General features: G+C 70.7%; 13 protein-coding genes. 3 read left to right on the top strand and 10 right to left on the bottom strand.

Annotated elements, in window-relative coordinates:
- Positions 1–149 precede the first annotated feature (149 nt).
- Genes ACULPM_RS01610 through ACULPM_RS01600 form a run of 3 tightly spaced genes read left to right on the top strand, consistent with a single transcriptional unit; the run spans position 150 to position 2,467 of the window.
- Positions 150–1,400, top strand: coding sequence for a LuxR C-terminal-related transcriptional regulator (locus ACULPM_RS01610; protein WP_445332306.1), 1,251 nt, complete (start codon positions 150–152; stop codon positions 1,398–1,400).
- A gap of 35 nt (positions 1,401–1,435) precedes the next feature.
- Positions 1,436–1,888 (top strand): hypothetical protein, encoded by a 453-nt coding sequence (locus tag ACULPM_RS01605; protein WP_445330794.1) that lies wholly within the window; start codon positions 1,436–1,438, stop codon positions 1,886–1,888.
- A 15-nt stretch (positions 1,889–1,903) separates the two neighbouring features.
- Positions 1,904–2,467, top strand: coding sequence for a hypothetical protein (locus ACULPM_RS01600; RefSeq protein ID WP_445330793.1), 564 nt, complete (start codon positions 1,904–1,906; stop codon positions 2,465–2,467).
- 307 nt (positions 2,468–2,774) lie between these two features.
- On the opposite strand, the gene ricT is transcribed toward ACULPM_RS01600, so the two are convergent.
- From ricT to ACULPM_RS01550, 10 genes are all read right to left on the bottom strand, one after another.
- A complete protein-coding gene (gene ricT, locus ACULPM_RS01595) occupies positions 2,775–4,292 on the bottom strand; it encodes a regulatory iron-sulfur-containing complex subunit RicT (protein ID WP_445330792.1) in 1,518 nt (505 codons plus the stop codon).
- On the bottom strand, positions 4,271–5,449 hold the full coding sequence (locus tag ACULPM_RS01590) for a DNA polymerase III subunit (protein ID WP_445330791.1): 1,179 nt from the start codon (positions 5,447–5,449) through the stop codon (positions 4,271–4,273). Before ACULPM_RS01590 ends, ricT begins: the two co-directional genes overlap by 22 nt.
- Positions 5,446–6,063 carry a dTMP kinase gene (gene tmk / locus ACULPM_RS01585; RefSeq protein ID WP_445330790.1) on the bottom strand — a complete coding sequence of 206 codons (618 nt, stop codon included), beginning with the start codon at positions 6,061–6,063 and terminating at the stop codon, positions 5,446–5,448. The genes ACULPM_RS01590 and tmk overlap by 4 nt, the downstream gene beginning before the upstream one ends.
- A gap of 455 nt (positions 6,064–6,518) precedes the next feature.
- Positions 6,519–7,142: a flavodoxin family protein gene (locus tag ACULPM_RS01580; RefSeq protein WP_445330789.1), complete on the bottom strand. Its 624-nt coding sequence runs from the start codon at positions 7,140–7,142 to the stop codon at positions 6,519–6,521.
- Positions 7,143–7,206: 64 nt separating this feature from the next.
- A complete protein-coding gene (locus tag ACULPM_RS01575) occupies positions 7,207–9,057 on the bottom strand; it encodes a glycoside hydrolase family 2 protein (RefSeq protein ID WP_445330788.1) in 1,851 nt (616 codons plus the stop codon).
- 364 nt (positions 9,058–9,421) lie between these two features.
- Positions 9,422–11,911, bottom strand: a complete 2,490-nt coding sequence (locus tag ACULPM_RS01570; protein WP_445330787.1) for a DNA topoisomerase I — start codon at positions 11,909–11,911, stop codon at positions 9,422–9,424.
- A 9-nt stretch (positions 11,912–11,920) separates the two neighbouring features.
- On the bottom strand, positions 11,921–12,709 hold the full coding sequence (gene tatC, locus ACULPM_RS01565; protein ID WP_167930219.1) for a twin-arginine translocase subunit TatC: 789 nt from the start codon (positions 12,707–12,709) through the stop codon (positions 11,921–11,923).
- Positions 12,710–12,713: 4 nt separating this feature from the next.
- Positions 12,714–13,379, bottom strand: a complete 666-nt coding sequence (locus tag ACULPM_RS01560; protein ID WP_445330786.1) for a Sec-independent protein translocase subunit TatA/TatB — start codon at positions 13,377–13,379, stop codon at positions 12,714–12,716.
- Positions 13,380–13,415: 36 nt separating this feature from the next.
- The gene (locus ACULPM_RS01555) at positions 13,416–13,742 is read right to left on the bottom strand and encodes an STAS domain-containing protein (protein ID WP_274959109.1); all 327 of its coding nucleotides are present in this window, start codon (positions 13,740–13,742) and stop codon (positions 13,416–13,418) included.
- Between the two features lie 23 nt (positions 13,743–13,765).
- A complete protein-coding gene (locus tag ACULPM_RS01550; protein ID WP_445330785.1) occupies positions 13,766–14,575 on the bottom strand; it encodes a tetratricopeptide repeat protein in 810 nt (269 codons plus the stop codon).
- Between the last annotated feature and the right edge of the window lie 3 nt (positions 14,576–14,578).

Below are 14,578 nucleotides of genomic sequence, written 5' to 3'. Positions count from 1 at the left end.
ACGTTCTTCTCGCCATCTGCGACGATGCGGGAGAAAGCGCAGAGGGCGCGCTTTTGCCGCGCGCTGGCCCGGGTGCATACCGCGTTGCCACGACGTAGGGACGCGCGCTCGTGTACGCTTCCGGTAATCGGCTGCGGAGAGGAGGCGGCATGATTCCCACGGCGTCGCAGGAGGCGGAGCGCGACTTCCGCGAGCGCGGGCTCACCGGGCGCGAGGCCGACGCGGCGCGCTCGGCGCTCGCCGGCATGACGGCCGCAGCCGCGGCGCTTGAGATGGGCGTGAGCTCCTCCACCGTCGGGAACTTCCGCCAGCGCGCCTATCGCAAGCTCGGCGTGACGAGCGCGCGTGAGCTCGCGGCCCAATACGGCCGGCAGCGCGAGGAGGGCCGCGCGGCCGGCGACTCCCGCGCGGCCCTTCTCGCGCGCGGGCTCTCCCAGACCCAGTCCGACGTGCTCTCCCTTGTCGCGGAGGGCCTCTCGACGGACGAGGTGGCCGAGAGGCTGAGCGTCGCCCCGGGGACGGTGAGCTCGGCCCGCGCGACGGGATACCGCATGCTCGGCGTGCACTCCCGCGAGGAGCTCGCCGCCCTCCTCGAGCGCGAGGCCGCCGCCCCGCGCCGCCGGCGCGCCGCGCGCCTCGCGGCCGCGTGCCTGGCGGCGGTTATGGTCGTCGCCGCGGCGGTGACGGTGACGTCGTATCTCGGCTCGCAGCCGCCCGCCGTGGTGGAGACCGAGTTCGGCGAGGTGCCCAACGTAGTTGGCATGGACCCCCAGAGCGCGTGGGAGGTGCTCGTCGCCGAGGACTACTTCCCCGTCATCCAAGAGTCGCGCTCCACCGAAAGCCCGGGGACGGTGGTGGACGTCGACGTGCAGGCGCTTCCCGAGAACATGGGCATCTCGATGCCCCTCGACCCAAGCGGCACTGTCCACGCCGAGCTCAATGAGACGCCATGGAAGGCGGAGGCAATCCTCAGTGTCTCGGGCCTACGGAAGATTCCCAATATCACCCTCAACTGCTCCGAGCGCGATGCCCGGAAGCTACTTGAGGATGCGGGCTTCTCGAACGTGGAGGTTGCATACCAAGGGGACGTAGACCCGAGCGACAATCGGGTCATCCTTGCGCGGCCCACCTCCGGATCCTGGGCGTCTCCCAACGAGCCGGTGGAGCTTACCGTCACGAGCGACGTCACGGTGCCCGACGTGCTTGGCATGACGCCCCTCGACGCCTCGAGTGAGCTCGTCCTAGCGGGCCTCTCCCCCGATCCATACATAACTGAGTGGAGCTACAGCACAAGCGACACGGGCACGCCCGTCGCAATCGCCACCGACCCGATGTGTGGCGAGACCGCACGTGTGGGAGACACAGTGCGCATCATCTTCGACCGCCCGCTGGAAGAGTAGCCTCATCCCCCAATGTGCAACCCCAAGGAGGCCCCATGTTCCCCACCAGCCTCTCGCCGGAGACGTGCCCCAACCCGCTTGAGCTCGTGTCGAGCTTCTTTGGCGTCGTCGTAGTCCTCTCCCCCTTCTATGGCCTGCCCCTCCTCGTGGGCGTGCTCCTGTGGGAGCGCTCCGCCCGCAAGAGCCATCCGGGAGTCAGCCGGCTCGTGCGGGACGCCTCCTTCGTCAATCTCATCCTGACCCCGCTCGCGTTTGGCGTGACGTACGGAATCGCGCATCTGCTCTCCTGGAGCTACCAGGCGCCCTTCTGGCTTGGAATCGGCTTTTGCGGGCTCTGGGCGGCGAGCCTCGTCCTCTTCTTCATCGACCAGTTGCGCCTCGACCCGGCGGTGCGGGAGACGCATCGCGACATGCTCCCCGGCTTCTTCGGCGCCGTCTGGGCACTCCCGCTGCTTATTGTTGTACTCTTAATGCTCAGAATCATGTAGGGGACGGAGGTTCTGATGAGGCTCCTCAAGGCTGCGTTCGTCTGTGCCACGCTCGCCACCTCGCTGCTGCTCGTGGGATGCGGCGGCACTCAGGCAGCAGATCCCGAGCCCGCATCGGAGGAGCCGCCGGCCGAGACGGTCGTTGAGGACGAGAACGCGCAGCCTGACGGCGAGGCCCTCGTGGAGGAGATCCTCAGCAGGAACGACTACGAGCCCAAGGACGTGGAGCCCGACGAGGACGTCATGGCCTCGATGACGTGCGTGCCGCTCACGCAGGAGCAGCTCGAGTCCCTCACCCTCCGCTTTGGCATCTTCGACCGGGGCGTCTCCGTGGACGTCGCCGAGAAGGACGGCGTGACGTGGAAGGTCGTCGCCCTGCAGCAGACCGCAGCGGACGGGACGCTCACGCGGCTCGCCTACCTCACCGACGCCGTCGACCTCGGGTGGGGCGAGGGCGAGACGTGGATCGAGCTCGAGAGCGGAGACCCCTGGCGCAACGTCGACTGGGACGACGAGCTGCTCGTGCGCGGCCAGTCCGCCCTCGCGCTGGCGCAGGAGTGGCTTTCCGAGGGGGCGTAGGCACCCCTCGGGCCTCACGGGACCCCATCCGGCGAGCCGCTGACGATTGTCGGTGATTTTCTGTGGGAAGCCCGTCAACTGGCCGATTCGCCAACCCGTCTACCTGCCCTTTTGCAGCCGAAAAACGCCCGCTACTTAGCCCGCCCTCCAAAAATCACCGACAATCGTCACCATGCCTCCCCCATGGGTCGTCCGACCCGAGGCGGGCAAACTCCACCCCGGCCCCTTACCTGCTCAAACGCAACGAGGCCCCGAGCCAAAGCGCTCGGGGCCTCAAATCAATCGGAAGCAAAGGGGCGGCGAAGGACTACTCGCCCGCGGGCGCGCCGCCCTCGGTGCCGGCGCCACCGCGCCCGCGCCCCCCGCGGCGACGGCGACGACGCGGCTTGGAGGCGTCATCGGCCCCCTGCGGACGCGCGGCCTGCTGCCCCTGCTCGCCAGACTTGCCCTGCTGCTGGGCGCGCTTCTTGCGCGAGGGCTGCATGCCGCGCGGTTGCGCGCCCTTCTCGGCCTGGCCGCCCTTGTCGCCGGGCCGGCGGGTGCGCTTGACGGGCTGCTGACCGCCGGTGGCGGAACCCGCCTCCGCGGCGCCATCCGCCGCCTGGTGGTGACGGCGGCGGCGTGCGGGCGCAGAGCCCGTCCCCGCGTCGGGCGCCATGTGCGCGGGCGCCGGGGCGGCCGCTCCCCCGCCATCGCCCGGGCGGCGCTTGCGGCGGCGACGCGCAGGCGCCTCGTCGACGGGAGACGCGCCGGCCTCGCGTCGCGCGTTCTTCTCGCCCTGCGGGCCCTTCTCGCCGGCCGGGGCCCCGTTGGAGGGACGACGGCGCTTGCGCTTGGGCTCGACGAAGATGTCCGAGGCGTCCGGCCCCTGCTCGGGCAGCACGCCCATCTTGCGGTCCAGCTCGGCGAGGGCCATCTGCACGTCCGGGGACTCCAGGCGGTCCAGAACCTCGCGCGTCACGGTGTCCGGGCGGCACGGGCAGCCGAGCTCCTCGCTCTTCTTGTGCGCGGCCTCGGAGGCGGTCATGTCGGCGAGCGCCACGCGGATCTGCTTTCCGCTCTCAAGGCGCAGGACGATCTGCTCCTTGGGCGTGTCGTACTCCACGATCTTGCCCTTGCCGAGCGGCGTGTCGATCACGGCGTTGCGCTTGGGCGCGCGGCCCTTGAAGTCGCGGTAGGCCTCGAACTCGTAGCGCAGGCAGCACATGAGCCGTCCGCACGCGCCGGAGATCTTGGTGGAGTTGAGCGGGAGGTCCTGCTCCTTGGCCATGCGGATGGAGACCGGGTCGAAGCCCGTGGCAAAGCGGCGGCAGCAGAGCTCCTGCCCGCAGTGGCCGTAGCCGCCGACGATGGCGGCCTCCTCGCGCACGCCGATCTGGCGCATGTCTATGCGCACGTGGAACTCGCGCGAGAGGTCGCGCACGAGCTGGCGGAAGTCCACGCGCTCCTCGGCGGCGAAGTAGCAGACGGCCTTCTCGCCGTCGAAGAGGTACTCCACGCCCACGGGCTTCATGTCCAGCCCCGACTCCTTGACGTGCCGGCGGAAGGCGGGCATGGAGTCCTCGCCGCGCTGGGCTAGGCGCTCGGCGCGCGCGAGGTCGTCCTCGGTGGCGATGCGCACCACGTCGCGCAGGGTCGCGTGGCCGATGGTGGCGGCGAGCTCCTCATCGCTCACCTCGCGGGCGTCCGCGGTGGCGAGGCCGATCTCGCGGCCGCGCTCGGTCTGGCAGATGACGTGGTCGCCCTCCTGGGCGCCGGTGCCCGCCGGGCTGAACCAGAGGTCGCGGGCGGCATAGGTGAACTTCACCGGGATGACGGTGGGCATGCAAGTGCCTCCTTGACGGAAAGCAGCATGACCTCGAGGGTCAGCTGCGGCGATACGTTGTGGGCGAGGTCGTCCGCGGCGCGCGCCACGGCCCCGAGCGCCCTGAGCGCGCTGGCGGTGTCGCAGCCGGCGGCGATGCGGTCCACGGTGGCGGCCGCGTCCTCGTTGACGATGGGCTGGCCGACCCCCTCGCAGCGGACGAGCACGTCGCGCAGGACGGACTCGGCCGCGGTCAGGGCCTCCATCATACCCGAACGCTCCCGCGCGGTGAGCTCGCGCTTGTTGGCGTCCTCCACCTGCTTGAGGGCAGCGGCGGTGAGGAAGTCCTGGCTCTCCTGCAGGGCGGCCTCCTGGGCCTCCTTGACGTCGGCGAGCGGCACGGCCACGGCGGCCACGAGCTCGCGCGCGGCCAGGAGCACGTCCCACGAGTCGTCGCGGGCGAGGGCGTCAAGCGTGCCCACCACGAGGCGGCGCACCTGGCGGCGGGCCGTCGACTGCAGGAACTCCGTCGCGCGCGCGGGCGTGCCCGCCACGGCGAGGGCCACGCGCGCCTCCTCCCGCGTGGCGGCGCAGGAGCGCATGACGGCGTCCACGCCCTCGTCCGGCGAGACCGCGCGGAAGGGCACCTGCTGGCAGCGGGAGACGATGGTGGGGAGCATCGAAGCCGTGGTGCGGGCGCAGAGGATGAACATCACGCCCTCGGGCGGCTCCTCGAGGGTCTTGAGCAGGGCGTTTGCCGCCGTTCCGCGCAGGAGCTCGGCGCGCTCGAGCACGTAGACCTTGGTGCGGGCGCGCACGGGGGCGAGGCTCGCGTCCTCGATGACCTCGCGGACCTGGGCCACGAGGTAGCCCGTGGCGCTCCCCGGCCTGAGCCAGCGGACGTCCGGGTGCGTACGATGGCGCACGCGGCGGCACTCGTCGCAGGTGACGTCCCCGCCGTGAGGGCAGACCACGCACTCGGCGAGCGCCTCGGCCGCCTCGTGCTTGCCGGATCCGGGCGCGCCCACGAAGAGGTAGGCGTGGGAGAGCCGTCCCTCCGTCACCGCGGTGGCAAGGAGGTCGCGCACGCGCGGCTGGTCGGCGAGGGCTCCGAGCGCGGCGGGAAGGGGCGCGGTGCCGTTTTGGCCGGGGGCGCTCTGGGCGGGGGCGGCGCTCACAGCAGGTCCTCGAGCGCGGAGACAAGGCGGGCCGTGACCGCGTCCTTCTCGCCCGCGGCGTCCACCACGCGCACGCGGGCCGGCTCCTCGTCCGCAAGGCGCAGGTAGGCCGCGCGCACGCGCTCCTGGAAGGCGAGGCCCTCGGCCTCCATGCGGTCGGCGCCACCGGCCGTGGCGCGCGCGTAGCCGATCGCGGGATCGAGGTCGAGCACGAGCGTGCGGTCGGGCACGCGCCCGCAGCTGCCGAGGACGTTGGACTGGCGGACGATCGTCTCGTCCAGCCCGCGGCCGCCGGCCTGGTAGGCATAGGTCGAGTCGTAGTAGCGGTCGCACAGGACGACGGCGCCGCGCTCGAGGGCGGGCTCGATCACCTGGCGCGTGAGCTGCGCGCGGCTGGCCTCGTAGAGCAGGAGCTCCGTCTCCGGCACCATCTCCGCGTTGGCCGAATCCAGGAGCAGCGCGCGGATCTTCTCGGAGATGGGGGTGCCGCCCGGCTCGCGCAGGCGGACGACCTCTCGCCCGCGGGCGAGAAGGACCTCGGCCAGCAGCTCGGCCTGCGTCGACTTCCCGCAGCCGTCAGCCCCCTCGAGCGTGATGAAGATGCCCCGCGCCATGTGCCCCCTTCGGTCTTGTGGTCCCTCAATGGTACCGCGCGGACGCGCCCGCCGCGAGAAAACCACGGCGGGCGCAGGGCGGACGGCCCTTCTCGCCGGCCCTCGCGCCGGGCCTTCTCGCCGGTCCTTCTCGCCGGGCTCCGCCGGCCCTTCTCGCCGGGCTCCGCCGGCCCCTCTCGTCGGGCTCCGCTGACCCCTCCCTCTGCGCCTGCTTAGGTGAGCACAGACTTTGAATTATCTTGCACGGTTTTCTTAGGTGAGTAGAGAAACGCCAGATAATTTGCGCCCCTCCCCCTTAGGTGAGTCGAGATAGTTAGAAGTCTGTGCTCACCTAAGGGGGACAGGGCGACAAAGGACAGGGCAACGAGGGGCAGTGCGACGGGGACAGGAACGAGGACGGAGACGAGAGGACGGAAAGCGGAAACGGAGCCGCCAGAACGGCGCCTATGCCGTGCCTAGCGGATGAAGTTCGTCCGCGCGCCGGGCTCGCTCGACGGCGCGGGGACGCCCGCCTCGCGTCCGGCCTCGATGCACCTCAGCAGCCACGCCATGTTGCGTCCGAGCTGACGCATGGTCCAGAGGCCCTCGGCGTCCTGCGCGGCCTCCTCGGCGCTGTTGCCGTGGACCATGTTCCAGTAGCGACTGCTCACGATGGGCATCTGCGAGATGGTGAAGAACTTCTCGATGTCGGCGAGGGCCGTCGTGGTGCCCGCGCGTCGGGCAGAGGTGACCGCGGCGGCCGGCTTGTGCGCAAACGCCGCGCCCGCCGAGTAGAAGAGCCGGTCCATGAAGCCGAGCAGCGACGCCCCGGCGTGCGCATAGTGCGTCGGGGCACCAAAGACGAAGCCGTCGGCGTCGGCGGCCTTGGCCGCAAACTCGTTGACGCCGCCGCCCTCAAAGGCGCAGCGGCCGGTCTCCCCGCATGCGCCACAGGCCGTGCACCCGCCCACCGGGCGCGCGCCGATCCAGAAGGTCTCCGTCCGTACGCCCTCGGCCTCGAGTGCGCCCGCCACCTCCTGGAGCGCGCGGTCCGTGCAGCCGTGCTCGTGCGGGCTTCCGTTGACCAGCAGCACCTTCATGGCTTCCCCTCTCGTCGCATTGTGTCGGACGTGCCCATTATGACAAACGACCCCGTCACCCCAGTCAGGTCGCAGCGAGGAGCTTGTTCACGCGACGGTCGTAGGTGAGAAGGCCGTTGGTCTCCTCCTCCACGTCACTGAGCTGCGTGCAGACGTAGCCGGCGAGGCCCTCGGCCTCGAGCGCGTCCGCCTGGGCGAGAAGCCCGCGGACCTCGCGCGCGAAGTCGTCCGCGCCGGAGGCCGCCTCGTAGCCGTAGGACGTCCCCAGCGAGACGTGCCCGGGGACGGCCCAGCTCACACCGCCGAACTCGGAGATCACGAAGGCGCGCTGCGGCCGGGCGCGGTCGGGCCAGACCTCGAGCGGGCGGAAGTAGTTGTGCACGCTGAAGAGGTCTCCGCAGGCGCGGTCGTACCAGCCGCTCGTGGCGCTCACGGGGCGCGTGGGGTCGAGCGCGCGCACGGCGTCGCATGCGGCGCGCGCGTCGAACTGCCCCCAGCCCTCGTTGAAGAGCGTCCAGCCGATCACGCTGGGATGGCCCGCCAGCAGGCCCACCGTGCCGGAGCAGGCCTCGCGCCACTCGCGGCGGTAGGCCGGGTCCGCCGAGGAGAGACGCCGGCGGGCGCGCGGGCCCTCGTCGGTGCGACGCGTCCAGCTCGCACGCAGGAGCGTGGGAACGTAGCTCGTGTGAAGCGCGCTGTAGGGGCCGCCGCCGGAGACCATGTCCTGCCAGACGAGCATGCCGAGCCGGTCGCACAGGGCGTAGAAGCGCGGCTGCTCCACCTTGACGTGCATGCGCAGCAGGTTGAAGCCCAGCTCGCGCACCGCGCGGACGTCATGCTCAAGCGCCGCCTCCGAGGGCGGCGTCATGAGGCCGTCCGGCCAGTAGCCCTGGTCGAGCACGCCGCGCAGGAAGAGGGGCTCGCCGTTGAGATGCACGCGGGGGACGCCGCGCGCGTCCGGGCGCACCTCCACCGTGCGGAAGGCGCAGTAGCTGCGGACGCGGTCGGCGCCGAAGGCGAGCTCAATGTCATAGAGCCGTGGCTCCTCCGGGCTCCAGAGCTGCGGCGCGGGAACGTCGAGGGCGAGCTCGCAGCGGCCGTCCCGGGCGGGCGCCGACCCGCGGGCGACCTCCGAGCCCCCGTCCAGGACGCGAGCCGTCACCGCCCCCTCCCCCGCCACGCCAACGTCGAGCAGGACCCGCCCCTCGACGGGCCGCGCGTCGGCGGCGAGCGACGTCATGTGCGCGGCGGGCACGACCTCGTACCAGACGTCACGCCAGATGCCGCTCTGGGCCGTGTACCAGATGCCGCCCCGCGCGAGGCGCTGCTTGCCGCGGAGCTGCGCGCCGGCATCGGACGGGTCGTGGACGCACACGGCGAGCTCGTTCTTCTCGCCGGCGCGCAGCGCGTCCGTGACGTCTGCAGAGAATGGCAGGTAGCCACCCGTATGCTCCGCCACGCGGGCGCCGTTCACGTACACCGCGCAGGCCCAGTCGACGGCATCGAGGTGCAGGATAATGCGATCCCCGGGGCCGAGCGACGGGGCGTCGAGGGGGCGCCGGTACCAGAGAAGCTCGTCCGGGCGGAGCTGGCGGCCCACGCCGGAGAGCGGCGCCTCGGGCGAGAAGGGCACGCGGATCGGCACCCAGGGTCCGTCCGGGACGCGAGCGGCCCGCCAGGCCGTGGCGGCGTCCGGCGCGGGGACGAAGGCGCACTCCCAGGTGCCGTTGAGGGACGTCCAGGCTTCGCGGGCCAGAAGCGGCCGAGGGTGGGACGGGGGCTCGAGGCCCTTCTCGCCCGCCGGGACGTCCCGGCTCGCCGCGATCTTCTCGCCCCACGGCGTCCAGAGCGGCGTGAGATCCACGTCCTCCGGCGGCTTGGGCTTGCTCTTGAGCACGCGCCTCAGGTCCAGCATCCTCGCCCCTTTCGACTCCCCCATTCTCGCACGCCGGGACGGGTCGCGCGCGGCGCGCCGTTGCGGGACGCCTCCGCGCGGGGCACTCCCGCGCGGGCCACCCGCGCGAGGCTCCTTAGGTGAGCAAAAGCGTCGAACTATCGCGACTCACCTAAGCATACAGGTGGTCTGCGAGCTGCGGAAAGGCGACTCACCTAAGAAATCCGTGCAAGATAGTTGAAGGTCTTTGCTCACCTAAGCAACGAGGTGGGAACGCGGAGCGGAGGGGGACGCGAGCGCGCGGCGAGGGAACGCGGGGCGGAGAGGGACGCGGGCGCGCGGCGAGAAGGACGCGGGGCCGAGAAGGACCTCGACCCCGCGCTCGCTAGGACTTCTTTCGGGCTCCGCGTCGACCTCTGCGCGCGCCCTTGGCGGCCTCCTTCTTCTCACGCCCCGGGCAGTCCATGTTGGGGCAGAGCTTCCAGGGGCCGCGCGCGGTGGTCACCACCACGAGCGGGGCGCCGCAGTCCGGGCAGGTCTCGCCCGTGGCCTCGAGCGCGCCGCGCGCGGGCAGCGGGTAGCTGGTCCCGCACTCGTCGTAGTTCGTGCAGCGGATGAAGCGCTTGCCGCTCTTCTCGGACTTGTGCGCCACGAGCCTCCCGGAACGCCCGGCAGCGGCGCACGCGGGGCACGCGCCCACGTCGACGTCGGGCTCGCGGTTGGTCGCGCACGCCGGGTTCACGCAGACCTCGTACGCGCGGCTGCGGAACGGCTGCACCTTCACGCGCGGGGCGCCACATTCCGGGCACACGGCCGCCTCGCCCTCGAGGGCGATGATCTTGCCCTGCGGCAGCGGGTAGGTGACGTCGCAGTCGGGCCAGCCCATGCAGCCCACGAAGCTGCCGCGGGTCTTGGCCGAGCTCTTCACCACGAGGTCCTTGCCGCACTTGGGGCAGACGCCGATCTTGGCGTCGGCGGTCACGGCGTCGGCGATCTGCTCGGAGAGGTCGTCGGTGTGCTCCACGAGGACGTCCATGAGGCCGGCGAGCAGCGCCCGCGAGTGGTTCACGACCTGCTCCTGGGTCTGGGCGCCGTCGGCGACGCGCGTCATGTCGTCCTCGAGCTCGGCCGTCATGTCCGGCGAGGTGATGCGCGGCGCGTACTGCGTCAGGGCATCGATGATCGCCATGCCGAGCTGGCTCGGCTCCACCGGGTCGCCGCGGAAGTACTTGCGCTCGTAGAGGGTGTCGATGATGCTCGCGCGCGTGGACTTGGTGCCGAGTCCGCGCTTCTCCATCTCCTGGATGAGCTTGCCCTGGCTGTAGCGCGCGGGGGGCTCGGTCTGCTTGGCCAGAAGCTCCATATCGCGAACGCCCACCACGTCGCCCTCGGCGAGCGCGGGGAGCTGGTCGTCCTTCTTGAGGCCGTAGGGGTAGATCGCGCGGAAGCCGGGGCTTGCGAGCACGGAGCCCGAGACCGTGAACGGCTCCCCCGCGACGTCGATCGAGACCTTGGTCCCCTCGATCGTGGCGGGCCCCATGAGCGTGGCCAGGAAGCGCCGCGCGATGAGGTTGTAGAGCTTCCACGCGGCGGGCTGGAGCGCGTCCGGCGAGGCCGCCGCCGTGGGGTAGATCGGCGGGTGGTCGGTGGTCTCCTGCTTGCCGCGCGTGGCGGTGAGCTTGCCCTGGGAGAGCAGCGCCTGGCAGGTGCCGGCGTACTGCGGGACCTTGGAGAGCGTGCGCACGCAGTCGCGCAGGTCGAGCGACGAGGGGTAGACGGTGTTGTCCACGCGCGGGTACGAGATGAGGCCGTCCATGTAGAGGCTCTCGGCGAGGCGCATCGTGCGCGCCGGGCTGATGCCCTCGGCCGCGGCGGCGGCCTGGAGCGAGGTGGTGTTGAACGGCGCGGGCGGGCGCTGCGTGCGGCTCTTCCGCTCGACGGCCGTGACGCGCCCCTCGGTGGCGTCGGCCACGCGGCCGTACGCGGCGTCGGCGGCGTCCTTCTCCCAGAAGCGGCCGGTCGCGTGCGCGATGCGGAAGTCCGCGCCGTCCTTCTCGCCCTGGCCCTGGATCACCCAGTAGTCCTCCGGCTTGAAGGCGAGCCGCTCGCGCTCGCGCTCCACCACGAGGGCGAGCGTGGGGGTCTGGACGCGGCCGGCCGAGCGCACGTTGCCCAGGCCGCTCCAGCGCGCCGCCGTGAGGTAGCGGGTGAGGACGGCGCCCCAGATGAGGTCGATGTACTGGCGGGACTCGCCGGCGTCGGCGAGGTCCTGGTCGAGGCTCACGAGGTTCGCGAAGGCATGGTCGATCTCGGCCTTGGTGAAGGCGGAGTAGCGGGCGCGCGAGACGGGCACGTCGGGCGCGACCTCGCGGATCTGGCGCAGGGCGTCGGAGCCGATGAGCTCGCCCTCGCGGTCGAAGTCCGTGCCGATGACCACGCTGTCGGCCTTCTTGGCGAGGTTCTTGAGGGCGCGGATGATCTCCTTCTCGGCGGGGAGCTTCTCGATGGGCGCCCACACCAGGTACGGCAGGCTGGCGATCTTCCATCCCTTGAGGTCAACGCCATCCGCGAGGAAGGGCTTGCGGCGGGACTTGTACGGCGGGCGCGCGAGGCCGTCCGGCACGTCGGCGGGGATGAGCTCGCCGTCGGCCGTGAGACCCTGCCAGCCGTCCTGCTCGTTGAAGGTCAGCTGCACCGGGAAGTCCACCTTCAGGATGTGCCCGCGCAGGCCGATGGTCACGCAGTCCTCCCCGCCCATGCGGAAGCGGTAGACCGGGGTGTTGTAGACCTTGTCTGCCGTGGGCTTGCCCGACTCGGAGAGCAGGCGGGCGATCTGCTGGGCGGCGTCGTTCTTCTCGGTGACGATAAGCTTCAAGGGCATTCCTTACTGCTTGTCAAAGGCGTGCTGCTCGTAGTCCTCGCGCGACCACTTGAGGGCCTCCTTGCCGTCGCGCGCCACGATGATGACGCGCGCCACGGCCAGCGCGACCTCGTAGAGGCCGATGAGGGCGGCGAACATGAGAATCATGGTCATGGGCGAGGCATCCGGGGTGACCACGGCGGAGAGCACCATGAGCCCCACGTAGACGTAGCGCCACTGGGCGCGGAACGTCTTGTACGGCACGAGGTGGAAGACGGAGAGGTAGAAGATCACCAGCGGCAGCTGGAACGCGATGCCGAAGCCGATCTCCAGCAGCATGTAGATGTCAAGGTAGTCCTCCGCGTTGGGCATGATGGCGCCGATCTCGAAGGACTGGTCGAGCAGCCACCCGAAGGCCGCCGGCTGGATGACGAAGAAGCAGAAGATCATGCCCAGGAAGAAGAGCGCCACCATGGCGGCGACGGTCGGCACGACCCACTTGCGCTCCTTAGGCTTGAGCGCCGGCAGGAAGAAGGCCATGACCTCCCAGATGATGATCGGGCAGCAGATGATCACCGAGAAGAACAGGGCGACCTTGAATCGGATGGTGAAGCCGCCGAGCACCGAGATGACGACGAGCTCCTGGCCGCGCATGGCAGCCTCGATCTGGCCCATCATGAGCTCGATCAGCGTGGGCGTGGCCATGTAGACGATGAGCGCGCAGACGATGACCGCGACCACGATGATCGTGACGCGGCGCCTCAGCTCGCCCAGGTGATCCATGATGGGCATGCGTGCGGGACCGATCGGCATCGCTCTACGCCTCCTTCTCGTCGTCGTTGACGGAGCTGGCGGAGGGGCTGGGGTCTTCCCCAGCCGCTCGGCGCTCGTCGCTGCGCTCCTCGCTCACTTCGTGACTCGCGCTGGGGGAGACCCCAGCTCCTCCGTCAGAGGACGTCGCGGGGCGAGAAGGACGGTGCATGGCGTAGAGGTCGGCTGCCGACGGCTTGCCGGCCGGCTTGGTCGGGGCCGTGGAGCCCTCTGCGCCGTCGGGCGCCGGCTGCGCCGACGCGCCCTCGGCGGCGTCGGAGTCCTCGTCATCTGCCGCAGGCGCTGCCGCCGCGGCCTTCTCGGCCTCCTCGCGGGCGGCCTTCTCGGCGGCGAGGCGCTTCTTGCGCTCGGCGAAGGTCTCCGCGCGGCGCGGCGCCGGGGCGCCCTCTCCCTCGGGAGCCTCGATGTCGGCGTCCTCCTCGAGCTCGGCCGCGCGATTGCGGTTGGGCTTCTTGGGGGTGTCGCTGATCGCCTCGGCGGCGGGGTCCACGATGTTGGTCTGAACGACCTCGGTGAATCCCTCCTGGGCGTTTCTGAACTGGCGCAGCGCGCGCCCGAGCGTCCTGCCCATGCCCGGGAGCTTGTCCGGGCCGAAGATCATGAACGCAAAGAGGACGATGAGGAGGAGCTCACCTTCTCCGATGCCAAACACGCTTGGTTCCTTTCCCCTCTGAGGCCCGCCGCGGGCCTACGACTCGCGGATGTTGAGGTCGGCACCCACGCCCAGCAGGCCGAGCACGCGAGCGACGTTTCTCTGCGGACGGGCGACCTCGAGGCGAACGTTCTTCTCGCCCGCGCGATGGGCGGCGCCCACGAGGACGCCGATGCCGGTGGAGTCGATGTACGGCACGTCCGAGAGGTCGACGACGACCCGCGTCGTCCCCGCCTCGAGCCGCGCGTCAATCGCGTCGCGCAGCTGGTCGGCGTTCGAGACGTCCACCTCGCCGTCCACGAGGACGACGCTCTCCTCGACGCCGTCGCGGACGTCGTTGGTGACGGTTATCGAAAGGCTCATGTCTTCTCCTTTTCTGGCCCGGCCTAGAGTCCCGTACCGGTGACGCTCGAGAGGTCGTCGCCGATGCTGCCGGTGGTCGAGGTGATGTCGCCGGTGCCGAGCGACTCCTGCGCCTCAGCGTCGGCCTCGGACTGGGCGATGGCGTCGAGGCGCTGCTCGGCAAAGGTCTTCGCGTTGTACTCGTCATCAGGGTCGAGCTCGGCCGCCTTCTGGTAGGCGGACTTGGCGCTGTCGGTATCCCCGCGCACCTCGTAGAGCATGCCGAGGTTGGCCCAGGCGGGCGCGTAGTCCGGGGAGCTCTGGGTGATCTCCTCGAGATCGTTGAGCGCGGTCGTGGTGTCGCCCTCGTAGTAGAAGCACAGGGCGCGGTCCACGCGGGCGGCATCCGAGTCCTCGAGCTCGAGGTACCTGTCGTAGTACTCGACGGCCTTGCCGAGCAGCTCGTTGGCGTGCGAGGTCTCGGAGTCGACCTGGGCGAGCTGGGCCACGCTCGCGCCCCACGAGAAGTAGTAGCGGCCGAGGGCGAGAAGCGAGGCGGTGTCCTCGGCGTTCTCGGCGACCTTGGCCTCGAGGTCGGAGATGACGGGCTGGTAGTCCTCGTCGAGCGACTCGATGGTCACGTCCTCCTGGCTCTGGTCGGCGGTCTGGGTCTGCTGGCCCTGGAAGACCGAGGCGAGCGCACCTGCCAGCGTGGAGAGGGCGAAGACGATGATGAAGAGGACGATGACGACCTTCTGGAAGCGGGAGAGCTCGCCCGGCTTGCGCTCGCGCTTCTTGGGCGCCTGCCTGGAGCCCTCCTGCCTGCCTGCCTTGGCCACAGTCTTTCCCGCCATTAT

The organism is Thermophilibacter sp. ZX-H3 (assembly GCF_052599055.1).
The sequence above is the reverse complement of the archived record's forward strand: the minus strand, read 5'-3'. Positions and strand labels throughout refer to the sequence as shown.